Here is a 24,721-nt window from a genome sequence, read left to right as displayed (position 1 = left end):
CCTTAAATCTCGGTCAACCCGAATTGCGTCAGGCAAAACGTCGGAATCCCCATATCTTCCAACCGCTGCGACCCACCCAACTCCGGCAAATCAATAATCGCCGCCGCTTCAAAAATCTTCGCGCCCATGCGCCGAACCAGGTTCGCTGCAGCAATCAAGGTGCCGCCGGTGGCAATCAGGTCATCGAACATCAGCACCGAGTCGCCTTCACACAGGCTGTCCGCGTGCACTTCCAGGAACGCTTCGCCGTACTCGGTCTGGTAACCCTCAGCCAGTACGTCAGCCGGCAGTTTGCCCTGCTTGCGGAACAGGATCAGTGGCTTGTTTAACTGGTAAGCGATGATCGAACCGATCAGGAAGCCCCGTGCATCCATCGCGCCGATATGGGTGAAGTCGGCTTCGACATACCGGTGGGCGAAGCTGTCGGCCACCAGGCGCAAGGCGCGGGGCGATTGGAACAGCGGCGTGATATCACGGAAGATCACCCCAGGCTTGGGGAAGTCGATGACAGGGCGGATCAGGGATTTGATGTCGAACGAATCGAAGGTCATCGTCGAAGAGTCCTGGGGTGGAAAACGGACTCGAAGTATACCTGCGGCCTCGCCGATTGGCGCGGCCGCAAGTGTCTGGATCAGCTGTCGAGGGTGCCGCCAGCCAATGCACACAGCTGGATCGGGTCGAGGATGTGCACCTCTTTGCCTTCGGCGGCAATCAGTGCGTTCTGCTGGAAGCGCGTGAACACGCGGGACACGGTTTCCACCGCGAGGCCCAGATAATTGCCGATTTCATTGCGCGACATGCTCAGGCGGAACTGGTTGGCCGAGAACCCGCGTGCGCGGAAACGTGCCGACAGGTTGACCAGGAACGTGGCAATGCGCTCGTCGGCGGTTTTCTTCGAGAGCAGCAGCATCATTTGCTGGTCATCGCGAATTTCACGGCTCATCACGCGCATCAGCTGACGGCGTAACTGCGGCAGTTGCAGCGCCAATTCGTCTAGGCGTTCGAAGGGGATTTCGCACACCGATGTAGTCTCCAGCGCCTGGGCCGACACCGGGTGAATCTCGGTGTCCATGCCGGACAGCCCGACCAGCTCGCTGGGCAGGTGGAAACCGGTGATTTGCTCTTCGCCGCTGTCGCTCAGGCTGAACGTCTTCAATGCCCCCGAACGCACTGCGTAAACGGAGTCAAACTTGTCGCCCTGGCGGAACAGAAACTCGCCTTTTTTCAGCGGGCGACCGCGTTTAACGATGTCGTCCAGCGCATCCATGTCTTCCAGATTCAGCGAAAGTGGCAGGCAGAGGGGGGCCAGGCTGCAATCCTTGCAATGAGCCTGGCTGTGAGCGCGCAGTTTAACTGGCTCGGACATTTCTTAAATCCTTGTGGGAAAACACACATAAGACGTAAGGGTAACGCACCGAAGGCAGCTGAGGCCAGCGTGTACAAAAAACCGGCAGCGGTATAAAGCTTTGTGTATCGATGCCGATACACAGGTGAATCCTTATGAGCTGGAGCTCAGGTCATGTCGGTAAACCCTCTCAATAATCCCGTTATTACTACGAAGGCTGTGCCGGTCGTGAAGATCTCCGATTTGCTCGAGGGCAAAAAGGTCGAGGACAAGCCTGCTGCTCCGCCCACGCCCGGCGAAGGGGTGGTGGTGACGATTTCCGGAGCGGGGCTTAAAGCGGCTCAAGGCGGCAGTAACCCCAACAAGGATATCGACGACAGCGGTCTGAAAGACAACATCAAGCAGTTGTTGAAAATGATCCGCGAGCTCAGGAAACAGCTCGCCGAGAAGATGGCTCAGCTGTCTGCGGTCATGAATGACACCGCCTTGAGCCCGGACGCCCGCCAAGCCAAGGTCGCTGGTTTGCAGGGCGATATCGCTTCAATCCAGTCCGGTTTGATGACCGCCATGGCGCAACTGGCCAAGTCGCTTAAAGATGAGTCGCCTGAGGCCAACATGACAGCCATGGCCCTGCTGGCGAAGTAATTCAGGCCTAGATCACCCGCGAGAATCGTTGCCTGTTCTGGTGCTCCAGGTAGGCATCGAACACCATGCACACCGAACGCACCAATAAGCGCCCGGCAGGCAGTACGCGAATGCCCTGAGCATCCAGTTCGATCAGGCCGTCTGCGGCCATTGTCTCCAGTTGCGGCCATACGTCGACGAAATAGCCGCGAAAATCGATGTTGAAGGCCTGTTCGATCTCCTCGAACATCAGGCTGAAATTGCAGATCAACTGCTGAATCACCTCACGCCGTAACCGATCGTCCGTGGTGCACACCAAGCCACGGCTGGTCGCCAGTTGTGCGCCGGCCAAGGCGTTTTGATAGCTGTTGAGGTCGCTGCTGTTCTGGCAATACAGGTCGCCAATCTGGCTGATCGCCGAGACGCCCAACCCGATCAAGTCGCAGTGCCCGTGGGTGGTGTAACCCTGGAAATTGCGCTGCAGCCTGCCGTCCTCTTGAGCCACCGCCAGCTCGTCGTCCGGTAAGGCGAAGTGGTCCATGCCGATGTAGCGGTAGCCCGCCTGGGTCAGTTGTTCGATGGTGGTTTGCAGCATCAGCAGTTTCGCTGCCGGGGTGGGCAGGTCGTCGCTGTTGATGCGCCGCTGGGGCATGAAGCGTTCCGGCAGGTGTGCGTAGTTGAACACCGACAGGCGGTCCGGTTGCAGCCTGATCACTTCTTCCACGGTTCGCGCGAAATTCAGCGGCGATTGCTTGGGTAGGCCGTAGATCAGGTCGATATTGATCGAGCGGAATTGCAGGGTGCGCGCCGCATCGATCACCGCGCGGGTTTCTTCCAGGCTCTGCAGGCGGTTGACCGCGCGTTGTACCTCGGGGTCGAGGTCCTGCAGGCCGATGCTCACGCGGTTGAAGCCCAGTTCGCGCAACAGGCCCATGGTTGCCCAGTCGGCTTCGCGTGGGTCGATCTCGATGCCGTAGTCGCCGGAGTCGTCATCCAGCAGATTAAAGTGCTGGCGCAGGCGTGTCATCACCTGACGCAGTTCGTCATGGCTGAGAAACGTCGGCGTGCCGCCGCCGAAGTGCAGTTGTTCCACGGGTTGTTTCGGGTCGAGGTGGCAGGCCACCAGTTGAATTTCCTGCTCCAGACGCTGGAGATAGGCTTGGGCGCGGCCACGGTCCTTGGTGATGACCTTGTTGCAGGCACAGTAGTAGCAAATGTTCGCGCAGAACGGCACGTGCACATACAGCGACAACGGCCGCGCGGCCTTGCGGCTGTCGCGCAGGGCGTGGAGCAAGTCGAAGGTGCCGACTTGGCTGTCGAATTGTACGGCGGTGGGGTAGGACGTGTAGCGCGGCCCCGCCAGGTCGTAGCGGTGAATCAGATCAGTGTCCCAACGAATGGCGTCGAGCATGCGGGCGGTCCCCCGGATTGGCTAGTGGGCCGAGTCTAGGGGCGCGTCGCCGGTGGCATGTTGATTTGCATCAACGGGGAGCGGCGCTATGCCACAGGGCGATTCAATGGCCAACCCTGGAACTCAAGTGAGTCACAGATAGGATGGGCACCTGCTCGCCACACTGTCAGGCCCTGAAAGGGCTGGATTCAATGACCCATCAGCCAGTGTTGGTGAGGCCCTGGCAAAGTCCATAAGCCGAAGAGAATCACCAGCAACCCACCGGCCACCCGGACGCTGCGTTTACGGAGCATGGCCGTGACGCGTTCGGCCGCCAAACCGGTTGCCAGCAGCACAGGCCAAGTGCCCAGACCAAACGCCAGCATCAACAGCGCACTGTTCCACGCGTTGCCCTGGCTCGCCGCCCACAGCAGGGTGCTGTAGACCAACCCGCACGGCAACCAGCCCCACAGCGCGCCCAGCAGCAAGGCGCGCGGCAGGCTGGACACCGGCAGCAAACGGCTGGCGATCGGCTGAATAAAGCGCCACAGGCCGCGCCCGAGGCTTTCGATGCGCGTAAGGCCACTCCACCAACCCGCCAAATACAGGCCCATGCTGATCAGCAGCAACCCGGCGAGCACGCGCATGAACATCGCTGCCGGGCTGTTGGCGACCGCCCAACCCGCCAGGCCGATCAACAACCCGGCGACGGCATAGCTGAGGATGCGCCCCAGGTTGTACGCCAGCAGCAGGCGAAAGCGGCGGCTGCGCTGCTCTTTGGGGATCGCCAGGGTCAGCGCGCCCATCAGCCCGCCGCACATGCCCAGGCAGTGCCCGCCGCCGAGCAAGCCGAGGATCAAGGCGGAGACCAGCAGCGGCGCCAATTCAAGCATGGGGTGGCTCTTTGGGCGGTTGCTCGGGGCCGTTGGCTTCGTCGACCGCCGCCAAATGGTTCGGGTCCTGGTCGTCGAACAGCACGCTGTGGGCCGGGCCGTCGAGGTCTTCGTATTGGCCGCTGTCCACGGCCCAGAAGAAGATGTAAATGGCCACGCCCACTAACAGCAGCGCCGCTGGAATCATCACGTAGAGAGCTGGCATCTGTACTCCATGCCTGCGCGGCTCAGGCCGGCAGCGGGCGGGTTACCAAAGGGGCGCTGACGGCCTGCGCACTCGGCAGGCGAGTCAGGCGCAGGGCATTGAGCACCACGGTCAACGAACTGAGGGACATGCCGATCGCCGCCCAGATCGGCGTGATCCAACCCAGGGCCGCAAAGGGCAGCATAAGGCCATTGTACAGCCCGGCCCACAGCAGGTTTTCAATGATGACCCTTCGCGTGCGTCGCGCCAGGGTAAAGGCTTGCACCAGCGCATCGAGGCGGTTAGACAGCAACACGGCGTCGGCGCTGGTTTTCGCCAGGTCTGTGGCCGAACCCATGGCCACGCTGATATCGGCGGCGGCGAGGACCGGTACATCGTTGACGCCATCGCCGAGCATCAGCACCTTGCGGCCTTCCTTGTGCAGCTGTTGCAACCTCCGCAGCTTGTCGTCGGGGCGCAGACCGCCATGGGCTTCGTCGATGCCCAGTTCAGCAGCGACACTGGCGACCATTGGCGAGCTGTCACCGGACAGCAGCAACGTGCGCCAGCCGCGCGCTTTGCACGCGGCCAGCAAGGCAGGCGCGTCGCTGCGCAGGCGATCGTCCAGTACCAGCCAGGCGAGGGCGCCGTTACGGTCGCCGAGCAGCAGCCATTGCCCAGCCTCGTTCGGCGGCAGAGGGCGTGTGCAACCGCTTAATTCGCAGACGTAGTCGGGTTGGCCGATGCGTAACAGCCGTTCGCCGACACGCCCCTCCAGCCCCAGGCCGGGCGCGCTGAGCACTTCATCGGCGGCCAGCGGAGCACGGCCAAATGCGCGGGCGATCGGGTGTTCGGAGCGGTTCTCGAGGGCGGCGGCAAGGCTCAGGCAGTCATCGCTGCTCAGGGTTGCCAATGGATGGATTGCGCGCAGTGCCAGCCGACCTTCGGTCAGCGTGCCGGTCTTGTCGAAAATCACCGTGTCGATCTGGTTCAGGCCTTCCAGCACATGCCCGCGCGTCAGCAGCAACCCGAGCGTGTGCAGGGAGCCGGTGGCGGCGGTGAGGGCGGTCGGCGTGGCGAGTGACAGCGCGCACGGGCAAGTCGCCACCAGCATCGCCAGCACGATCCAGAACGCCCGTGAGGGGTCCAGCTCCCACCACACCAGGCCAATCACCGCCGCCGCGATCAGCGAACACAGCAGAAACCATTGCGCGGCGCGGTCGGCGATTTGCGCCAGGCGCGGTTTCTCGGCTTGGGCGCGCTCCAGCAGGCGCACGATGGCGGAAAGGCGCGTGTCATGGCCCAGGGCGCGGACTTCGACGGTCAATGCGCCCTCGACGTTGAGTGTGCCCGCAGTAACGCTGTCGCCTGCGTGCCGGGACTGTGGCAGGTATTCGCCGGTGAGCAGCGATTCATCGATGCTCGATTGGCCGTCGAGAATCACGCCATCCGCCGGCAGCACGGCGCCGGGGTGCACCAGCACGCGGTCACCCAGGGCCAGTTCACTGAGCAGGATGCGTTCACTGTGCCCGTCATTCTGGAGGCGCAGGCACGACGCCGGCAGCAGGTTGACCAACTGCGCGGTGGCGGCTGCCGTACGTTCCCGGGCGCGACGTTCCAAATAGCGACCGGCCAGCAGGAACAGCGCAAACATGCCCACCGCATCGAAATACAGCTCGCCGGTGCCGGTAATCGCCGTCCAGATTCCCGCCAGGTACGCGCCGCCAATCGCTAAAGACACCGACACATCCATGGTCAAGTGCCGGGTGCGCAGGTCGCGCAGGGCGCCTTTGAAAAACGGCGCGCAGCTGTAGAACACAATCGGTGTTGTAAGAAACATCGCCACCCAGCGCAGGATTACGTGCAACTCCGGGCTCAGGTCGATATTGAATTCCGGCCAGGTGGCCATGGTCGCCATCATCGCCTGAAACCACAGCAGCCCGGCGACGCCCAGTTGGCGCAGGGCCAGGCGGTTCTCGCCCGCCAGTTGCTCGGCGGCGCGATCAGCCTGATAGGGGTGGGCGGCGTAGCCGATATGGCGCAGCTCGCTGAGCAGTTGGCTCAGCGGCAATTGCCCGTCGGCCCATTGCACGTGCAGGCGATGGTTGGACAGGTTCAGCCGCGCCTCGGCGACCGCGGGCAAACTGCGCAGGTGTTTTTCGATCAGCCAGCCACAGGCGGCGCAACTGATGCCTTCCATCAATAAGGTGGTTTCGGCGAGTTTGCCGGTGTGGCGCACGAAGGGTTTTTGCACGTCGGCGCGGTCGTACAGCGCCAGTTCGTCGACCAACTGCACCGGCAGCGCTTCGGGGTTGGCCGAGGCTTCGCTGCGGTGTTGGTAATAGGATTCAAGGCCACCGGCTACGATTGCTTCGGCCACTGCCTGGCAGCCCGGGCAGCAGAGTTCGCGGCGTTCGCCGAGGATTACGCTGGTGAAGCGGCTGCCCGAGGGGACGGGCAGGGCGCAGTGGTAGCAAGGGGTGGTCATGGGTTGGAATCTGTAGTGGCTGGTAGGGCCTCATCGCGGGCAAGCCCGGCTCCCACAGGACACCGTGATCCAAATGTGGGAGTGGGCTTGCCCGCGATGCGCGATGCGCGAAGCGCAGGCTTTTACTTTTTCAGGTCTTCGGCACCCTGCAACGGTTCATCCCCCAACAGCAAATCCTTGTCATGGCTGACCTGTTCTTCTTCGAACATGCGCCAGGTCCGGTCGCCCTCTACGCCGAGCAATTCCACAAAACGTCGGCCTTCAACCTTGTCGGTGACCTGCCCAATGTAGCGGCCGGGCTCGCTGTCGCTGAGCGCCAGGTTGATCTTGCGATCCTTCTCGGGCTGGGTTGGGGAAATCAGGTTCAGTTCCAGGGTTTTCGGGTTGCTGTTGCCGCTGAGGTTCACCTCGACTTCACCGGTCAGCTCATCCAGGTGCACCTTGGCGCGCAGTTGCAGGGTCTGGGCCAGCAGTTCGCGGTCCAGGGAGCGGTTGATGCCTTTGCCGGCTTCGTAGTAGTTGTCATTGACCAGGTTGTCGGGGTTCTTCACTGCGATGGTCACCATGGACAAGGTCAAGGTCACCGAGCACGTCAGGATCCCGATAATGATCCAGGGCCAGAGGTGCTTGTACCAGGGGCTTGCGGCAGTGGCTGCGGGCATTGTTTTGCTCTCTGTATTCAACGAACTTGGGGGCCGATGAATCGGCTCTTGGCTTCAATGTGGACGCTGGCGTCATCGGCGTCCGTGAGAATGAATTTGACCTCATTGGTACTCGACGGCAATTGCTCCGGCGCGCTGGACAGCTCCACCGGCATGCTGACGATATCGCCTGCGGCCACCTTGATTTCGCGTCGGCCTTGCAGCTTGAGGTCCGGCAGGCCGGCGGCGTCAAGCACGTAAGTGTGGTCGCGCTGGTCCTTGTTCATGATCTTCAGGCTGTAGACGTTTTCGATGCGGCCTTCGGCGTTTTCGCGATAGAGCACGCGGTCTTTGCTGACATCAAAGCCTACCAGCGAACGCATGAAAAAGGCGCCGACCAGCAGGCTGATCATTGCCAGCAGCACCAGCGCATAACCGATCAGGCGCGGGCGCAATTTGTGGGTTTTCTGCCCCGACAAATTGTGCTCGGTGGTGTAGCTGATCAGCCCGCGCGGGTACTCCATTTTGTCCATGATGTTGTCGCAGGCGTCGATGCAGGCCGCGCAGCCGATGCACTCGATTTGCAGGCCGTCGCGGATGTCTATACCGGTAGGGCACACCTGCACGCACATCGTGCAGTCGATGCAATCGCCCAGGCCCTGGGCCTTGTAGTCGATGCCTTTTTTACGCGGGCCACGCAGCTCGCCGCGGCGCGGGTCGTACGAAACAATCAGGGTGTCTTTGTCGAACATTACGCTCTGAAAACGCGCGTACGGGCACATGTAGATACACACTTGTTCGCGCAGCCAGCCGGCGTTGCCGTAGGTGGCGAGGGTGAAGAAACCGACCCAGAAATACGACCAGCCATCGGCCTGGCCCGTGAAGAAGTCGAACACCAGTTCGCGGATCGGCGAGAAGTAGCCGACAAAGGTCATGCCGGTCACAAAGCCGATCAGCAACCACAGCGTGTGCTTGCTGAATTTACGCAGGAATTTGTTGGCGCCCATGGGGGCCTTGTCGAGCTTGATGCGCTGGTTGCGGTCGCCTTCGGTGACCTTTTCGCACCACATGAAAATCCACGTCCACACGCTTTGCGGGCAGGTATAACCGCACCACACGCGGCCGGCGTACACCGTGATAAAGAACAGGCCAAAGGCCGCAACAATAAGAATGCCCGAGAGCAGGATGAAGTCCTGAGGCCAGAAGGTCGCGCCAAAAATGAAGAATTTGCGTTCCGGCAGGTTCCACCACACGGCTTGGTGGCCGCCCCAGTTCAACCACACCGTGCCGAAGTAAAGCAGGAACAAACCGGCACCGCCGAGCATGCGCAAATTGCGGAACAGGCCGGTGAACGCGCGGGTGTAGATCTTCTCGCGCGAGGCGTAGAGGTCGACGGTTTTGGCAGGCGGGGTGACGTCATGTACCGGTATTTGGTCGCTCATCATTGCATCCCACGGCGGTGGAGATTTGCCTCGGCCAGTACGTGCCAACCGGGGTCAAAATTAGACTGTTGCAGTGGCGTTATGATACGCCTCCGAGGGTGGTGAACGGGGGCGACCTACGTGATCTGGATCAATGGACCTGGCAAGTATGGTCGGTTTTGGCTGGCTCGGTCAGTCGAAACACCAGAGATCCAATGTGGGAGGGGGCTTGCCCCCGATGGCGGTGTATCAGCGACTGATAAGCTGACTGACATGCCGCTATCGGGGGCAAGCCCCCTCCCACATTGGCTTTACTGTGACTTCAAAAGCCTGATTCGCCTTACTGCTCCTCAACCTGCTTGTCCCCATGGGACAGGCTGTACACATACGCCGCCAGCAAGTGCACCTTGTCGTTGCCCTGCAATTGTTCCTGCGCAGGCATCTGGCCCTGACGGCCGTAACGGATGGTCTGCTGCAGTTGCGCAAAGCTCGAGCCGTAGATGAACGCCCCCGGGTGAGTCAGGTCGGGCGCGCCCATTGCCGGGGTGCCTTTGCCCGCGGGGCCATGGCAGGCCACGCAGTTGGCGGCGAAGAGTTTCGCGCCGTTGGCCACATCGGCCTTGGCGCCTTCCGGCAGTTTGCGGCCGTCGAGGTTGGTCACCACAAAACCGGCCACGTCAGCCACGCCTTGCTCGCCGATGACTTCGGCCCAGGCCGGCATCACCGCGTGGCGGCCTTTCATGATGGTTTCCTTGATGGTCGCGGGTTCGCCGCCCCAACGCCAGTCGGCGTCGGTCAGGTTGGGGAAGCCGTAGGCGCCCTTGGCGTCGGAACCGTGGCACACCGAGCAGTTGGAGGCGAACAGGCGGCCGCCCATCTTCAAGGCTTGCGGGTCCTTGGCGACATCTTCAATCGGCATCGAGGCAAACTTGGCGAAGATCGGGCCGAACTTGGCGTCCGACCGGGCCATTTCCTTTTCCCATTCGTGCACGCCGGTCCAGCCGGTCTTGCCATTGGCAAACGGCGTTTGCTTGTCGTTGTCGAGGTAGTTGTAACCCGGCAGCAGGCCTTTCCAGTTGCCCAGGCCGGGGTACAGCGCGAGGTAGCCGAGGGCAAAGATGATGGTGCCGACGAACAGCATGAACCACCATTTCGGCAGCGGGTTGTCGTATTCCTCAATACCGTCGAACGAGTGGCCGACGGTCTCGTCCGTTTGCTCGCTGCGCTGCCCCCGACGGGTCGACAGCAGCAGCCAGGTCAGGGCGAAAATGGTACCCAGACTGAGGACTGTGACGTACAGACTCCAGAACGTAGTCATTCTTTATTACTCCTAGAAGCTCTCTCGACGTGCTTGATGGCTTCGGGATCATCCGCAAAGGGCAGCATGGTCGCGTCGTCAAACTCCGACTTGCGGCGGGGGCTGAACACCCACAACGCCAGGCCGACAAAGGCCACCATCACTACAACGGTGCCCAGGCCTCGAATCATCCCGATATCCATGAAGATCACCGTTTGCTTTTGATGATGGTGCCCAGGCCTTGCAGGTAGGCCACCAATGCGTCCATTTCGGTCTTGCCCTTCACGGCAGCCGCTGCACCGGCGATGTCTTCATCGGTGTAGGGCACGCCCAGGGTGCGCAAGACTTCCATCTTCTTCGCGGTGTCCTTGCCGTCGAGCTTGTTTTCCACGAGGAACGGGTACGCCGGCATTTTCGACTCGGGCACCACGTTGCGCGGGTTGTACAAGTGCGCGCGGTGCCAGTCATCGGAGTAGCGTGCACCAACGCGCGCCAGGTCCGGGCCGGTACGCTTGGAGCCCCACAGGAACGGGTGGTCCCACACGCTTTCGCCGGCGACCGAATAGTGGCCGTAGCGTTCGGTTTCGGCGCGGAACGGGCGGATCATCTGCGAGTGGCAACCCACGCAACCGTTGGCGATGTAAACGTCGCGGCCTTCCAGTTCAAGGGCGGTGCGCGGCTTCATGCCTTCGACCGGCTTGTTGGTCACGTCCTGGAAAAACAGCGGGACGATCTGGGTCAGGCCGCCGATGCTCACGGCGATGACCATGAAGAAGGCCAGCAGGCCGATATTCTTCTCGACTACTTCGTGCTTCATCAGTGAGCTCCCACTACGGCGATCTTGGCGGCGGCTTCGGCTTCTTCAGGGTCAGAGGCACGCACGGTGCGCCAGACGTTGTAGGCCATGAGGAACATGCCGCTGGCAAAGAACGCACCGCCCAGGGCGCGGACGATGTAGCCGGGGTGGCTGGCTTGCAGTGCTTCGACGAAGGAGTAGGTGAGGGTGCCGTCATCGTTGATCGCACGCCACATCAGGCCCTGGGTGATGCCGTTGACCCACATCGAAGCGATGTAGAGCACGGTGCCGATGGTGGCCAGCCAGAAGTGCGCATTGATCAGGCCGACGCTGTGCATCTGCGCACGGCCAAACAGTTTCGGGATCATGTGGTACAGCGCGCCGATGGAAATCATCGCCACCCAGCCGAGGGCGCCGGCGTGTACGTGGCCAATGGTCCAGTCGGTGTAGTGGGACAGCGAGTTAACGGTCTTGATCGCCATCATCGGCCCTTCGAAGGTCGACATGCCGTAGAACGCCAGCGACACCACGAGGAAGCGCAGGATCGGGTCGGTGCGCAATTTATGCCAGGCGCCCGAGAGGGTCATCATGCCGTTGATCATGCCGCCCCAGCTGGGTGCCAGCAGGATGATCGACATGGCCATGCCCAGCGACTGTGCCCAGTCCGGCAGCGCGGTGTAGTGCAAATGGTGCGGGCCGGCCCAGATGTACAGGGTGATCAGCGCCCAGAAGTGCACGATGGACAGGCGATAGGAATAGATCGGACGTTCGGCCTGTTTCGGCACGAAGTAATACATCATCCCCAGGAAGCCCGTCGTGAGGAAGAACCCCACGGCATTGTGCCCGTACCACCACTGGATCATCGCGTCCGTCGCTCCGGCGTAGGCCGAGTAGGACTTGAACCAACTCACCGGCAAGGACGCGTGGTTGACGATGTGCAGCATCGCCGTCACCAGAATGAAGGCACCGTAGAACCAGTTGCCCACATAAATGTGCTTGGTCTTGCGCTTGACGATGGTGCCGAAGAACACCACGGCGTAGGTCACCCACACGATGGCGAGCAAAATGGCGATCGGCCATTCCAGCTCGGCGTATTCCTTGGTGGTGGTGTAGCCCAGAGGCAGGGTGATGATGGCGCCGAGAATCACGGCTTGCCAGCCCCAGAAGGTGAAGGCGGCGAGGCCATCGGAGATCAGTCGCGTCTGGCAGGTGCGCTGCACGACATAGTAGGAGGTGGCAAACAATGCACAGCCACCGAAGGCGAAAATCACCAGGTTGGTGTGCAGCGGGCGCAGGCGGCCAAAGGTCGTCCATGGCAAACCGAAATTCAATTCCGGCCAGACCAGTTGCGAGGCGATGAACACCCCGAGCCCCATGCCAAGGATCCCCCAGACCACCGTCATGATGGCGAACTGGCGGACTACCTTATAGTTATAAGCAGTCGGACTGATTGCTGTGCTCATTCTAAGGTTCCACGGTTTAAGTATTTTTATAGTTGAAATCGGCCGCAAGTATGTAGAAACCGAAGGGCCATTGCAACGCAATGCCTGACCTGTATCGATGCGTTCCACGCCAGATTCTGCGCCCTTTCCATGTATTGTGTGGGGACAAAATCAAAAATGGAAAGCTGATCAAGTAGACAGGAATTTTTGGGTTTCGGGAAGACTTGTAACTTGGTGTGTGTAAACACGCTGCGCGAATGACGAGGGGTCAGTGGCACGAGAGCCGGTCACTGCCAGCCTTTGCGCCTGTCATCGAGCAGAAATGTTCAACCCATCGAGTGCAAATCGGCCGTCGACCGGCCAATACCGATCCACTGTGGGAACAAGCGTAGACCCGAATGGCAGGAGGGGAAAGTTGAGGGCGTGAAGGGTGCGACAACAGGTCGCTTGATAGCCGCGTCAAATGTCAGGATCAGTTGAGGCGTGAAGCCTAGGCCGTTTTTGAAGGCGGGCCGGTTATGCCTCCCAGGGATTGATCACCGCAACGCCGCTGGAGGTGAAGTCGCTGACGTTGCGCGTGACCACAGTGAGCCCATGTACCAACGCCGTCGCGGCGATCAGGGCGTCACTTTCGTTGGCCTTGTCGGGAACGTGCAGGTGGGCACAGCGCAGCGCGACGGCAGCGTCCACCGGCAGAATCCTGGCATCGAATGCCGGCATTACATGACGCTTGAGCCAGGTGCGCAATATCTTCCCCTGCGCCGGATCGCGGCGCTCGATGCGTAATACGCCGGTCTCCAACTCTTTGAGCGTAATTGCCGAGATGAACATGCGCGGGGCGATGACGCTTTTGGCCCAGGCGACTACATTCGCGTCGGCCTGGGGTTTACGAAGTTCCGAAATGACATTGGTGTCGAGTAGATACATCAAGAGAGGTCCACGGGGCGATGGGTGATCACGGCGCGTTCGGTTTCGAAGTCGATATCGGCGGCGTCCGGCATGACCAGCAGATCAACGATGTCGGCGTTCAAGCCGGTTAATTTCTGGTAGTCCTCAATGCTTAGCAGTACATGGGCGGGTTTGCCGCGATCGGTGATAATTACCGGCCCCTGGCGGGTGGCTTTTTTGGCACCACTTGTGTCCTGGTTGAATTCGCGGCTGGAAATGGTGGTGATGGTCATGGGTGCAATCCCCTGGTCAAACTGAATGTAGTTACGTTACTACGTTGGCGGTGCGGGGCGCGAGGGAAGAGGGACGAGCGGTTATCGCTCACAAAAAAGCCCCGCCAGTCTTTACTGTGCGGGGCTTGAGGGTGGGCGACGGTTTACTGTTCTTCGGTCTTTGTGTCTCCATGGGACAGGCTGTAAACGTAAGCGGCCAGCAGGTGCACCTTGTCGTTGCCTTGAAGCACCTCCTGCGCCGGCATCTGGCCCTGGCGGCCATGGCGGATGGTTTGCTGCAACTGCGCAAGGCTGGTGCCGTAGATAAAACCGGCAGGCTCGGTCAGGTCTGGCGCGCCCATGGCTTCCACGCCGTGGCCTTGGGGGCCGTGGCAGGCCACGCAAGTCGTGCTGAACGCGGTTTGGCCGGCGGCAAGATCTGCCGTGCTGTCGGCGGGCAGTGGTAACTTGGCGAGGTCGTGCCGCACATAAGCCGCGACGTTTTTCACGCCGTCCTCGCCCAGTACTTCACCCCAGGCCGGCATCGCTGCGTGACGACCGTTCATGATCGTCGCCTTGATCGCCTCAGCCGAACCGCCCCAGCGCCAGAGGTTGTCCGCCAGGTTCGGGAAGCCGTAAGCGCCCTTGGCATCCGAGCCGTGGCACACGGCGCAGTTGGAGGCGAACAGGCGGCCACCCATTTTCAGCGCCTGCGGGTCTTTGGCGACTTCCTCTACCGGCATGGCGGCGAATTTGGCGAAGATCGGCCCGAATTTGGTGTCGGCCCTGGCCATCTCCTTGTCCCATTCCTTGGCTGACGTCCAGCCGTCTTCATAGCCTGGCAATATGCCTTTCCAGTTGCCCAGGCCCGGATAGAGGATCAGGTAGCCGACGGCAAACACCAGGGTGCCGGCAAACAGCATGAACCACCACTGCGGCAGCGGGTTGTCGTATTCCTCAATGCCATCAAACGCATGGCCCATGGTCTGGTCGACGCTGCCTTTGGTCTCGCCCTTGCGGGTGCCGATCAACAGCCAGGTCAGGCCGATCAGGCTGCCGAGGGTCAGTACGCAGATCCATGCACTCCAAAAGGCTGTCATAGCGGGGTGCTCCTTGTTTCAGGCTCTTTTTGAGTGTCGGTGGGCAGAGGTTCATCGGCGAATGGCAGCAGGCGTGCCTGCTCGAATTCCGCATTGCGCCGGTTGTTGAACACCCACAGCGACAGGCCGATAAAGGCGATGGCGACGACCAGCGTGCCAAGCCCGCGGACGGTGCCCGCATCGAATTCAAATCCCATGGCTCACCTCTTGCTCTTGATGGCAGTGCCGAGCACTTGCAGGTACGAAACCAGCGCGTCCATCTCGGTCTTGCCCTTCAGGCTGGCGACGGCGCCACTGATGTCGTCGTCGGTGTAGGGCACGCCGAGGGTGCGCATCACTTGCAGTTTTTTCTCGGTGTGGCTGCTGTCGACCTGCGCCGTGACGAGCCACGGGTAGGCCGGCATTTTCGACTCGGGCACCACGTTGCGCGGGTTGTACAGGTGCGCGCGGTGCCAGTCGTCCGAGTAGCGCGCGCCGACGCGGGCCAAGTCCGGCCCGGTGCGCTTGGAGCCCCACAGGAACGGGTGGTCCCACACGCTTTCGCCCGCCACCGAGTAGTGGCCGTAGCGCTCGGTTTCGGCGCGGAACGGGCGGATCATCTGCGAGTGGCACTGCACGCAGCCTTCGCGGATGTAGATGTCGCGGCCTTCCAGTTGCAGCGCGGTGTAGGGCTTCATGCCCTCCACCGGTTTGTTGGTTACGTCCTGAAAGAACAGCGGGACGATCTGGGTCAGGCCGCCGATGCTCACGGCGAGCACCATCAGCAGCATCAGCAGGCCGACGTTTTTTTCAATGGTTTCGTGTTTCATCACAGACTCCTCAGGCCAGCTGCGCAGTGGTGGCGGCTTCGGCAGGCTGCGCCGAACGCACGGTGCGCCAGGTGTTGTAAGCCATCAGCAACATGCCGCTGAGGAACACCGCACCGCCCACCAGCCGCACGATGAAGCCCGGGTGGCTGGCCACCAGGGTTTCGACGAAGGAGTAGGTCAAGGTGCCGTCCTCGTTGACCGCACGCCACATCAGGCCCTGGGCGATGCCGTTGACCCACATCGAGGCGATGTAGAGCACGGTGCCGATGGTCGCCAGCCAGAAGTGCGCATTGATCAGGCCGAGGCTGTACATCTGCTCGCGGCCGAAGACTTTGGGGATCATGTGGTACAGCGCGCCGATGGAAATCATCGCCACCCAACCCAGCGCCCCGGCGTGCACGTGGCCGATGGTCCAGTCGGTGTAGTGGGAGAGGGCGTTGACGGTCTTGATCGCCATCATCGGGCCTTCGAAGGTCGACATGCCGTAGAAGGCCAGCGAGACCACGAGAAAGCGCAGGATCGGGTCGCTGCGCAATTTATGCCAGGCCCCCGACAAGGTCATCATCCCGTTGATCATCCCGCCCCAGCTCGGCGCCAGCAGCACCAGCGACATCACCATGCCCAGTGACTGCGCCCAGTCCGGCAAGGCGGTGTAGTGCAAGTGGTGGGGCCCCGCCCAGATGTACAGGGTGATCAGCGCCCAGAAGTGCACGATGGACAAGCGATAGGAGTACACCGGGCGTTCGGCCTGTTTCGGCACGAAGTAATACATCATGCCGAGAAAGCCCGCAGTGAGGAAAAAGCCTACCGCGTTATGCCCGTACCACCACTGCACCATGGCATCTGTCGCGCCGCCGTAAGCCGAGTAGGACTTGGTCCAGCTCACCGGCAGGGACGCGTGGTTGACGATATGCAGGATGGCCACGGTGATGATAAAGGCGCCGAAAAACCAGTTACCGACGTAGATGTGCTTGGTCTTGCGCTTCATCACCGTGCCGAAGAACACGACGCCATAGGCGACCCAGACGACGGCGATCAAAATGGCGATCGGCCATTCCAGCTCGGCGTATTCCTTGGACGTGGTGTAGCCCAGCGGCAAACTGATGGCGGCCAACACAATGACAAGCTGCCAGCCCCAGAAGCAGAACGCGGCGATTTTCGGCGCGAAGAGCTGGGTTTGGCAGGTGCGTTGCACTGAGTAGAAGGAGCTGGCAAACAGCGCACAGCCACCGAAGGCAAAGATTACCGCGTTGGTGTGCAGCGGGCGCAGGCGGCCGAAGCTGGTCCAGGGCAAATCGAAATTGAGTGCAGGCCAAACCAATTGGGCCGCGAGAAAAACCCCGAGCCCCATGCCGACGATGCCCCACACCACCGTCATAATGGCGAATTGGCGGACCACCTTGTAGTTATAGGCGGTACTTAAAGTAGTGTTCATGGTTCCCCATCCACGGTTCAACCCAAGCAGATGCGGCACTTGGGCTGGAGTTATAGGCAGACTAAAAAGCGAGGCAAGCATGGGCAAAGAGCACAAGGCCAGTATTGACGGGGATCAATGGGCGCAGTGTGTACGCGAGCGGGGCTGGTTGTGGAATGAGGCCAAAGCGTCTATCGCGCGTACACCGGTGACGTTGATCCTGGCCCACGGCGCTGGCGCCCCGATGGACTCATCCTTCATGAACGACATGGCTGCACGCCTTGCCGGGCATGGCGTCAACGTGTTGCGCTTTGAGTTTCCCTACATGGCCCAGCGCCGTGTGGATGGCGGTAAGCGCCCACCGAATCCGGCGCCCAAACTGTTGCAAGCGTGGCGTGAGGTGTATGCCGAGGTGCGACGTCATGTCGCTGGCACACTGGCGGTGGGCGGCAAGTCCATGGGCGGGCGCATGGCGAGTTTATTGGCCGATGAGTTGGGGGCTGACGGGCTGGTGTGCCTGGGTTATCCGTTTTATGCGGTGGGCAAGCCGGAAAAACCGCGGGTGGAGCATCTGGCCGGGTTGAAGACTCGGACGCTGATTGTGCAGGGGGAGCGCGATGCGCTGGGGAATCGGGCGGCGGTGGAGGGGTATGAGTTGTCGCCGAGCATCGAGGTGCTGTGGCTGGTGGCGGGGGATCATGATTTGAAGCCGTTGAAGGCGTCGGGGTTTGGGCATGAGCAGCATTTGGAGGCTGCGGCGGTGGGGGTGTCTGGGTTTCTTGGTGCCTGACAGGGCCCCATCGCAGGCAAGCCAGCTCCCACATTTTGATTTGTGAATACCGTCAAATGTGGGAGCTGGCTTGCCTGCGATAGCGGTCTAGCGGTTAAAACGCTCTACCAGCGAATACTGGGTATTCGCGGTATGCGTCAGTTCTTCACTCAACTGCGCCGAGTTCAAGGCTTGTTCCGAGGTCTGATCCGCCAACAGCGCAATGGTGCTGATGTTACGGCTGATCTCTTCTGCCACCGCGCTTTGCTCTTCGGTTGCGGCAGCAATCTGTGTGGTCATGTCAGTGATATTCGCCACGGCCTCGCTGATACCCACCAGCGCCTTGTCCGCCTCCATCACCCGCGCTACACCCTCTTCGGCCTGGCGATGCCCGGCGTCCATGGTTTGCACGGCAGCCGCCGCTGTGTGTTGCAGCTTGGCAATCAGCGTATGGATCTGCCCGGTGGACTCCGCAGTGCGCTGGGCCAGTTGGCGAACTTCGTCCGCGACCACTGCAAAACCGCGACCCATCTCACCGGCACGCGCCGCTTCGATCGCCGCGTTCAACGCCAGCAAGTTGGTCTGGTCGGCAATGCCCTTGATCACATCCACTACGCCGCCGATTTCATCGCTGTCCTTGGCCAGTTGGGTGACGGTCACACCGGTCTCGCCAACGGCAACCGAAAGACGCTGAATCGCATCGCGGGTTTCCCCGGCGATATCGCGGCCACGGCCGGTCAGGCGATTGGCTTCCTGGGTGGCATCGGCAGTGCGCTGCACATGGCTGGCGACTTCCTGGGTGGTCGCGGCCATCTGGTTGACGGCGGTGGCCACTTGCTCGGTTTCCACGCGCTGGCGTTCCAGGCCGCTGGAGCTGTTGTGCGCCAGGGTGTTGGACTGCGCCGCCTGGCTGTTGAGGTGCTCGGCCGTGTCCTGCAAGCGTGTCAGACAGGTCTTCAGACGCGCTTCCTGGCTGAGGATCGACATCTCCAGTCGCGCCTGGGCGCCACGGCTGTCGGTGTACATCTGTGCGATCAGCGGGTCGGAGGTGGTCTGCTCGGCCAGGCGCAACAGACGCTTGAGGCCGCGCTGCTGCCAGCTCAGGCCGAGCAGGCCCAGTGGCACCGACAGTGCCGCCGCCAGGGCAAAGCCCCACTGGGAGTTGAGCGAGGCGCCGATCATGAAGCTCAACTGGCTGACCAGGATAAACGGCAGCCAGTCCTGCAGCACCGGCAGCCATTTGTCGCGCTGGGGAACGGCCGACTTGCCCTTGTTGATGCGTTGATAGAGCGCTTCGGCGCGGCGGATCTGCTCGGCGGTGGGCTTGATGCGCACCGATTCATAGCCGATCACCTGGTTGCCGTCGAAGACCGGCGTCACGTAGGCGTTAACCCAGTAGTGATCGCCCGTCTTGCAGCGGTTCTTGACGATGCCCATCCATGGCAAGCCTTGTTTGAGCGTGGTCCACATGTGCGCGAACACGGCGGACGGCACGTCCGGGTGGCGCACCAGGTTGTGCGGTGCGCGAATCAGTTCGTCGCGGGTAAACCCACTGATTTCGACGAAGGCGTCGTTGCAGTAGGTGATGACCCCTTTGGCGTCTGTGGTGGAGATCAACCGTTGCTGAGCAGGGAAGGTACGTTCGCGCTGGGTAACGGGTTGGTTATTACGCATGGTTGTTCAATCCGCAAGGCTTTCAGGGGTTATCGGCCGGGATCGAGGTTTATTTAACTTGAATTTGCAACAATCAGCCGGCCAGCATCGGGTAGGTAAACAATCCGAAGTGAAGCAGGTTCAGGCCAAAATGCGTGGCAATCGCCGCGCCCAGGCCGCCGAAACGATAGGCCAGACCATAGCCAACACCTGCGATGCTCGCCAGCAACACCCAGTGCCAGCCTGCGCCCAGATGTACCAGGCCAAACAGTAACGAGGCCGACAACAGGGCGAGGTTTTCGCCGTAGGGCAGGTGCTTGAAGCGCCGGCTCAGGCCGCCCTGAACGTAGCCACGGAACAGTGCTTCTTCTACCAGTGTCACCAGCAACAGGTTGTTCAGCACCCACAACCACGCCTGTTCCGGCCATTTTGGTGCCCAGCTGATGATGCCCAGCAGTGCCGCGCCACCCAGCGCGGCTACCGCCGTCAGGGTCAGGGCCAACGCCGTGACGTAGATCGTCAGGCGCAGCGAGCGGCGCGCCACGATCCAGGGGCAGACCAGCAGCAACCAGAAGCCAATCAGCGGTTTGTCCTGGTTCAGGTAGAGCGAGAAGGGCACGGCATCCGGGGTCAGGCGCTGGGGTGCGATGCCGCGTCCGTTATAGAAACCCGGCAGCCAGTGCATGGCCAGGCCCAGCGCCAGGACGATGAACAGGCCGTGGCCGAGGTAACGTGCCCATGGGGTGCGTTGCTGGCGAACCGCATAACCGGCAATCAACAAGAACGCGACCGAAACCGCCGCCAGTACGCCCAGTTGCCCGTAGATCAAGGCCAGTAAGTAGCCAATGGAGAGAAGCACCAGGTACAGCCAAGGCAGAGCGATCATGTGAAATCCTTGGAAAAAACTCGGCGGGATTATAACGGGCGGTGTGCTCGACCGGCATGAAAACTCCTCCACGCAACAGCCTCAAGGGAATTGATTGCAAAGTGTGTTTGGGGCTGGTTATAGTCGGCGCGTCTTTATCCCTTCAAAAAGATCAGCCCATGCCTGCTTCCCCTCGCATAGCGGTAGTCGATTCAGCGGTCAACGCTGTGGTCGTGCCGTGCGGGAACAAGCAGCCTGCGCAGATCAGTCACTACCCCCCACCTGTCAGTAGCACGCCGGTGTACGCAGTCGTATCACCGCCGGGTGTTGGCATTTCGGGCTGATCAGCGAATCGCTGTGTCCCTGTGCCCGCCTGAAAAAACCTACTGAGTTTCAGCACACGCTGAATTGGCTATTTTTTGCCTGATGACAGGTGGTATCCATGTCTGTTCTTTCGAAACAATCCGTGGCCGCGGCGGCCTCGACGAGCCTGTTTGTCTTGCTGTGGAGCAGCGGGGCGATTTTCTCCAAGTTGGGCCTGGCCCATGCGTCGCCCTTTGCCTTTTTGCTGGCCCGTTTCGCCATCGCCCTCGTGGGGCTGATGATTCTGGTCCCTTTGCTTAAGCTGAAACTGCCGCGCCCGGGCAAGCCTCGGTGGTACGCAGCGGCGACCGGGCTGGTGTTATTGGGCGCTTATCAGATTTTCTACCTGCTGGCGCTGGACCTCAAAGTCACCCCGGGGGTGATGGCAACCATCATGGGGGTGCAGCCGATTCTGACGGTGGTGCTGGTGGAGCGTCAGCGTTCGTTGAGTCGTGTCTTCGGCCTTGCGCTGGGTTTGGCGGGGTTGATCATGGTCGTCTATCAGGGCATTGGCCTGTCCGGCATGTCCCTGGCGGGAATGCTGTTTGGGTTGCTGGCGCTGGCAAGCATGACCTTTGGCTCAATCATGCAGAAACGCATCACCGACAACCCGCTGGGCACACTGCCGGTGCAATACCTGGCGGGTTTGTTGTTGTGTTCTGTATTCGTGCCTTTCCAGCCCTTCCATTTTGAACGCAATGCCGGCTTTTACCTGCCGGTGCTGTGGATGGGGCTGGTGGTGTCGCTGCTCGCAACACTGCTGCTGTACCGCCTGATTGCCCGGGGCAACCTGGTGAATGTCACCAGCCTCTTTTACTTGGTGCCTGCAGTGACGGCGCTGATGGATTACCTGATTTTCGGCAACACACTCGCACCGCTGAGCGTGCTGGGAATGGGGCTGATCATCATCGGGCTGGTGTTTGTGTTCCGCAAACGCTGACGGCTGACAATCTCAAGGGGCGAGGGGGGCGGCAGTGTGCGAAACCCCTCGATGCCACGTCTTTTTTTCTCTGTCGCTTCGGCACAGCCGTGTGGGCATTTGCCGCGATTTGTAGGACGTTATGTAGGATTGTGCTATCAGAATAATACTGCAATAATTCGTCGCATATTAAGGAATATTCCCCGCGTGCTGCTGGGAAATGATCGCGTTTGCAAAGGGATATTGTGTCTATCGTCGCTATACGCGGCCTTTCGTATGTCCAGTCGAATTATGTTTGCTTAGCGAATATTGCAGTTTTGATGTGCACATATAACGGCGAGGCGTTTCTTGCTGAGCAGCTCAACTCTGTTGAGCGGCAGAGCCATCAAAACTGGACCTTGATCATATCTGATGACGGTTCACGGGATGCCACGCCTGCGATTTTGCAAGACTATGCAAATCGCTGGGGCCGCGACCGCGTGAGCGTCGTGGCCGGCCCTGGAAAAGGGTTCGTCGCCAATTTCCTGTCGTTGACCTGCAGTGCCGATGTCAGTGCCGATTATTTTGCCTGGTGTGATCAGGACGATATCTGGAACGAAGACAAGTTGAGGGTCGCAGCAGCCTGGCTGGAGACCATCCCAGCGCACATTCCTGCACTCTACTGCGGCCGCACTGAATTGATCAGTGAGTCGGGGGTGGGGCTTGGCTTTTCACCGCTGTTTTCCCGGCCTCCTCATTTTTCCAATGCGCTCGTCCAGAGTATTGCCGGCGGCAATACCATGGTGTTCAACCGGGCTGCCCGTGATTTGATTGTCGCGGGGGGCGCGCAGGTTAAAGTGCCTTCCCACGACTGGTGGATTTACCAGCTTGTCACAGGGGCTGGCGGCGTCGTCCATTACGATGCCGAACCGCAAATGCTGTACCGCCAGCACGATGAGAACCTGATTGGCAGCAACTCCAGTTGGGCTGCGCGCATGGTTCGGTTGAAGATGATTTTTCAAGGGCGGTTTTACGAATGGAACGAACAGAACATTTGTGCTCTAGAATCAGTCAAGCATTGCCTTCGCGAAGAACATCAGGCGACGCTTGAGCGTTTCAAACGAGCGCGCACTACAACGCTTTTCAGGCGGGTACGAGGGTTTCAGTCGGCCGGTTTGTATCGGCAGACACTGATGGGAAACCTTGGGCTAATCCTTGCAACACTACTGAAAAAGATTTGACTCGATGACTATTTTGGTAACGGATGCTGCCGGTTCTATCGGTGCAAAATTTTTACTGGGCCGGGTAGCCATTCACTGCTCAGAGCGCTCGGCATGAAGATTCTTCTGCTGGGTAAAAACGGTCAGGTAGGCTGGGAACTGCAACGCAGTCTGGCGCCCTTGGGGCAGGTGCTTGCGCTCGACGCCCGAAGCCAGGACTACTGCGGTGACTTGAGCGACCTGCAGGGTCTGGCTGCAACCGTGCAGCGGTTCGCGCCTGACGTCATCGTCAACGCGGCGGCGTATACCGCGGTCGACAAAGCCGAGAGCGAGCCGGCCCAGGCTTTGCGCGTCAACGCCGAAGCACCGGCCGTGCTCGCGGCAGAGGCTCGCAAGCTGAAGGCACTGCTGGTGCACTACTCCACCGATTATGTGTTTGCCGGTGATCGTGATACCCCCTGGCAGGAAGACGACCCGGTGGGGCCGTTGAGTGTCTATGGTTCGACCAAATTGCAAGGCGAGCAGGCTATCCAGGCCAGCGGCTGTGCACACCTGATTTTCCGCACAAGCTGGGTCTATGCAGCACGCGGCAACAACTTTGCCAGGACCATGCTGCGCCTGGCTTCGCAGCGCGATAGCTTGAATGTGATCGACGATCAATTCGGCACGCCCACCGGCGCGGACCTGTTGGCCGATGTGACCGCCCATGCCATCCGTGCGCTGCGCTCGGCCCCCTGGCTGGAAGGCATCTACCACCTTGCGGCGGCAGGCGAAACCACGTGGTACCGCTACGCCCGTTTCGTGCTTGAACAGGCGCAGGCGGCAGGCGTGCCATTGAAGGTCGCACCTGCTTCTGTCGGTGCAATTACAACGGCGGCGTACCCCACGCCGGCCAGGCGCCCGGCTAACTCCCGACTCAATACTCAAAAACTGCAGAATGCGTTCTCACTGCGCTTGCCTGACTGGCAGGACGGTGTGGCACGGATGCTTATGGAAACACTCGAGAAATGACCATGCTCAAAAGAAAAGGAATCATTCTGGCCGGCGGTTCAGGCACACGTCTGCACCCTGCAACATTGGCGATTTCCAAGCAGTTGTTGCCGGTTTACGACAAGCCGATGATCTACTATCCGCTGACCACGCTGATGCTCGCGGGGATTCGCGACATCCTGATCATTTCTACACCCCAGGACACCCCGCGCTTCGAGCAGCTGCTGGGCGACGGCAGCCGCTGGGGCTTGAACATTGCCTACGCAGTGCAGCCCTCTCCGGATGGTCTGGCCCAGGCTTTCATCATCGGTGAGGACTTTATCGGCGGCGATTCTTGCGCGCTGGTGCTGGGTGACAATATCTATCACGGTCATGACTTCAGCGAGCTCCTTGGCAGCGCGATGAGACGAGAGGAAGGCGCCAGTGTTTTCGCCTATCACGTGAACGACCCCGAGCGTTATGGCGTAGTGGAGTTCGATGCTCAGGGCAAGGCAATCAGCCTGGAAGAGAAGCCTCTGAAGCCCAAGTCGAACTACGCGGTAACCGGCCTGTATTTCTATGATGACGATGTGGTCGAAATTGCCAAAAGCATCCAGCCGTCGCCACGGGGTGAACTCGAGATCACTGACGTCAACCGCATCTACATGGAGCGGGGCAAACTGTCGGTAGAAATCATGGGCCGTGGTTATGCATGGCTGGACACAGGTACCCACGAGTCTCTGCTTGAGGCCAGCCTTTTCATCTCAACGCTTGAGCATCGTCAGGGCCTTAAAGTGGCCTGCCCTGAAGAAATCGCGTTTCGCCAGAAGTGGATTGATGCCGAACAGCTGGAAAAGCTGGCCGCGCCGCTTTCCAAGAATGGTTACGGGCAGTATCTGAAGCGCTTGCTGCACGAGAAAATTTTCTGAAAGGGAGCCCCCAAGCGTAATTTGCCCTGCTGTAGCGGCGAGCCGCCCTGA

General features: G+C 60.6%; 26 protein-coding genes. 6 read left to right on the top strand and 20 right to left on the bottom strand.

Annotation, left to right across the window (positions count from 1 at the left end):
- Window positions 1–2 precede the first annotated feature (2 nt).
- Complete coding sequence (locus BFW87_RS03110) at window positions 3–551, bottom strand: adenine phosphoribosyltransferase (RefSeq protein WP_078738516.1); 549 nt, start codon at window positions 549–551, stop codon at window positions 3–5.
- Window positions 552–631: 80 nt separating this feature from the next.
- A complete protein-coding gene (fnr, locus tag BFW87_RS03105; protein WP_078738515.1) occupies window positions 632–1,366 on the bottom strand; it encodes a fumarate/nitrate reduction transcriptional regulator Fnr in 735 nt (244 codons plus the stop codon).
- 153 nt (window positions 1,367–1,519) lie between these two features.
- Between fnr and BFW87_RS03100 the strand changes: the two genes are divergently transcribed.
- A complete protein-coding gene (locus BFW87_RS03100; RefSeq protein WP_078738514.1) occupies window positions 1,520–1,990 on the top strand; it encodes a hypothetical protein in 471 nt (156 codons plus the stop codon).
- Window positions 1,991–1,997: 7 nt separating this feature from the next.
- On the opposite strand, the gene hemN is transcribed toward BFW87_RS03100, so the two are convergent.
- The 16 genes from hemN to ccoN (BFW87_RS03020) form a co-directional block, all read right to left on the bottom strand.
- Window positions 1,998–3,380 carry an oxygen-independent coproporphyrinogen III oxidase gene (gene hemN / locus BFW87_RS03095; protein WP_078738513.1) on the bottom strand — a complete coding sequence of 461 codons (1,383 nt, stop codon included), beginning with the start codon at window positions 3,378–3,380 and terminating at the stop codon, window positions 1,998–2,000.
- 188 nt (window positions 3,381–3,568) lie between these two features.
- Window positions 3,569–4,252 (bottom strand): sulfite exporter TauE/SafE family protein, encoded by a 684-nt coding sequence (locus BFW87_RS03090; RefSeq protein ID WP_078738512.1) that lies wholly within the window; start codon window positions 4,250–4,252, stop codon window positions 3,569–3,571.
- The gene (gene ccoS / locus BFW87_RS03085; protein ID WP_078738511.1) at window positions 4,245–4,457 is read right to left on the bottom strand and encodes a cbb3-type cytochrome oxidase assembly protein CcoS; all 213 of its coding nucleotides are present in this window, start codon (window positions 4,455–4,457) and stop codon (window positions 4,245–4,247) included. Before ccoS ends, BFW87_RS03090 begins: the two co-directional genes overlap by 8 nt.
- Before the next feature lie 22 nt (window positions 4,458–4,479).
- Window positions 4,480–6,924, bottom strand: a complete 2,445-nt coding sequence (locus tag BFW87_RS03080) for a heavy metal translocating P-type ATPase (RefSeq protein WP_078738510.1) — start codon at window positions 6,922–6,924, stop codon at window positions 4,480–4,482.
- A gap of 122 nt (window positions 6,925–7,046) precedes the next feature.
- Window positions 7,047–7,586: a FixH family protein gene (locus BFW87_RS03075; protein WP_078738509.1), complete on the bottom strand. Its 540-nt coding sequence runs from the start codon at window positions 7,584–7,586 to the stop codon at window positions 7,047–7,049.
- A 17-nt stretch (window positions 7,587–7,603) separates the two neighbouring features.
- Window positions 7,604–9,007, bottom strand: a complete 1,404-nt coding sequence (gene ccoG / locus BFW87_RS03070; RefSeq protein ID WP_078738508.1) for a cytochrome c oxidase accessory protein CcoG — start codon at window positions 9,005–9,007, stop codon at window positions 7,604–7,606.
- A 319-nt stretch (window positions 9,008–9,326) separates the two neighbouring features.
- Window positions 9,327–10,304 (bottom strand): cytochrome-c oxidase, cbb3-type subunit III, encoded by a 978-nt coding sequence (gene ccoP, locus BFW87_RS03065; RefSeq protein WP_078738507.1) that lies wholly within the window; start codon window positions 10,302–10,304, stop codon window positions 9,327–9,329.
- Entirely contained in the window at window positions 10,301–10,486 is a 186-nt protein-coding gene (locus BFW87_RS03060) for a cbb3-type cytochrome oxidase subunit 3 (RefSeq protein ID WP_078738506.1), read from the bottom strand. The genes ccoP (BFW87_RS03065) and BFW87_RS03060 overlap by 4 nt, the downstream gene beginning before the upstream one ends.
- Before the next feature lie 5 nt (window positions 10,487–10,491).
- The gene (gene ccoO / locus BFW87_RS03055) at window positions 10,492–11,100 is read right to left on the bottom strand and encodes a cytochrome-c oxidase, cbb3-type subunit II (protein WP_078738505.1); all 609 of its coding nucleotides are present in this window, start codon (window positions 11,098–11,100) and stop codon (window positions 10,492–10,494) included.
- Window positions 11,100–12,542 carry a cytochrome-c oxidase, cbb3-type subunit I gene (ccoN, locus tag BFW87_RS03050; RefSeq protein WP_078738504.1) on the bottom strand — a complete coding sequence of 481 codons (1,443 nt, stop codon included), beginning with the start codon at window positions 12,540–12,542 and terminating at the stop codon, window positions 11,100–11,102. The genes ccoO (BFW87_RS03055) and ccoN (BFW87_RS03050) overlap by 1 nt, the downstream gene beginning before the upstream one ends.
- Before the next feature lie 495 nt (window positions 12,543–13,037).
- The gene (locus tag BFW87_RS03045) at window positions 13,038–13,448 is read right to left on the bottom strand and encodes a type II toxin-antitoxin system VapC family toxin (RefSeq protein ID WP_078738503.1); all 411 of its coding nucleotides are present in this window, start codon (window positions 13,446–13,448) and stop codon (window positions 13,038–13,040) included.
- On the bottom strand, window positions 13,448–13,702 hold the full coding sequence (locus tag BFW87_RS03040) for a type II toxin-antitoxin system Phd/YefM family antitoxin (protein ID WP_078738502.1): 255 nt from the start codon (window positions 13,700–13,702) through the stop codon (window positions 13,448–13,450). Before BFW87_RS03040 ends, BFW87_RS03045 begins: the two co-directional genes overlap by 1 nt.
- A 143-nt stretch (window positions 13,703–13,845) precedes the next feature.
- On the bottom strand, window positions 13,846–14,781 hold the full coding sequence (gene ccoP / locus BFW87_RS03035; RefSeq protein ID WP_078738501.1) for a cytochrome-c oxidase, cbb3-type subunit III: 936 nt from the start codon (window positions 14,779–14,781) through the stop codon (window positions 13,846–13,848).
- On the bottom strand, window positions 14,778–14,978 hold the full coding sequence (locus BFW87_RS03030; RefSeq protein WP_078738500.1) for a cbb3-type cytochrome oxidase subunit 3: 201 nt from the start codon (window positions 14,976–14,978) through the stop codon (window positions 14,778–14,780). The genes ccoP (BFW87_RS03035) and BFW87_RS03030 overlap by 4 nt, the downstream gene beginning before the upstream one ends.
- Window positions 14,979–14,981: 3 nt before the next feature.
- On the bottom strand, window positions 14,982–15,590 hold the full coding sequence (gene ccoO / locus BFW87_RS03025) for a cytochrome-c oxidase, cbb3-type subunit II (RefSeq protein ID WP_078738499.1): 609 nt from the start codon (window positions 15,588–15,590) through the stop codon (window positions 14,982–14,984).
- Window positions 15,591–15,600: 10 nt separating this feature from the next.
- On the bottom strand, window positions 15,601–17,025 hold the full coding sequence (ccoN, locus tag BFW87_RS03020) for a cytochrome-c oxidase, cbb3-type subunit I (RefSeq protein WP_078738498.1): 1,425 nt from the start codon (window positions 17,023–17,025) through the stop codon (window positions 15,601–15,603).
- 79 nt (window positions 17,026–17,104) lie between these two features.
- Between ccoN (BFW87_RS03020) and BFW87_RS03015 the strand changes: the two genes are divergently transcribed.
- Window positions 17,105–17,794 (top strand): alpha/beta family hydrolase, encoded by a 690-nt coding sequence (locus BFW87_RS03015; protein WP_078738497.1) that lies wholly within the window; start codon window positions 17,105–17,107, stop codon window positions 17,792–17,794.
- An 87-nt stretch (window positions 17,795–17,881) separates the two neighbouring features.
- On the opposite strand, the gene BFW87_RS03010 is transcribed toward BFW87_RS03015, so the two are convergent.
- Window positions 17,882–19,447, bottom strand: a complete 1,566-nt coding sequence (locus BFW87_RS03010; RefSeq protein WP_078738496.1) for a methyl-accepting chemotaxis protein — start codon at window positions 19,445–19,447, stop codon at window positions 17,882–17,884.
- A gap of 73 nt (window positions 19,448–19,520) precedes the next feature.
- On the bottom strand, window positions 19,521–20,312 hold the full coding sequence (locus BFW87_RS03005) for a CPBP family intramembrane glutamic endopeptidase (RefSeq protein ID WP_078738495.1): 792 nt from the start codon (window positions 20,310–20,312) through the stop codon (window positions 19,521–19,523).
- Window positions 20,313–20,733: 421 nt separating this feature from the next.
- On the opposite strand from BFW87_RS03005, the gene BFW87_RS03000 reads away from it, so the two are divergent.
- The 4 genes from BFW87_RS03000 (at window position 20,734) to rfbA (ending at window position 24,670) form a co-directional block, all read left to right on the top strand.
- Window positions 20,734–21,594, top strand: coding sequence for a DMT family transporter (locus BFW87_RS03000; protein WP_078738494.1), 861 nt, complete (start codon window positions 20,734–20,736; stop codon window positions 21,592–21,594).
- A 224-nt stretch (window positions 21,595–21,818) separates the two neighbouring features.
- Window positions 21,819–22,793: a glycosyltransferase family 2 protein gene (locus BFW87_RS02995; RefSeq protein ID WP_368483941.1), complete on the top strand. Its 975-nt coding sequence runs from the start codon at window positions 21,819–21,821 to the stop codon at window positions 22,791–22,793.
- A gap of 93 nt (window positions 22,794–22,886) precedes the next feature.
- Complete coding sequence (gene rfbD, locus BFW87_RS02990; RefSeq protein WP_078738493.1) at window positions 22,887–23,783, top strand: dTDP-4-dehydrorhamnose reductase; 897 nt, start codon at window positions 22,887–22,889, stop codon at window positions 23,781–23,783.
- 2 nt (window positions 23,784–23,785) lie between these two features.
- Entirely contained in the window at window positions 23,786–24,670 is an 885-nt protein-coding gene (gene rfbA, locus BFW87_RS02985; protein WP_078738635.1) for a glucose-1-phosphate thymidylyltransferase RfbA, read from the top strand.
- Window positions 24,671–24,721: the final 51 nt, after the last annotated feature.

This window comes from Pseudomonas fluorescens (assembly GCF_002022275.1).
Classification (GTDB): domain Bacteria; phylum Pseudomonadota; class Gammaproteobacteria; order Pseudomonadales; family Pseudomonadaceae; genus Aquipseudomonas; species Aquipseudomonas fluorescens_AJ.
This window is presented reverse-complemented; position numbering and strand designations above follow the sequence as displayed.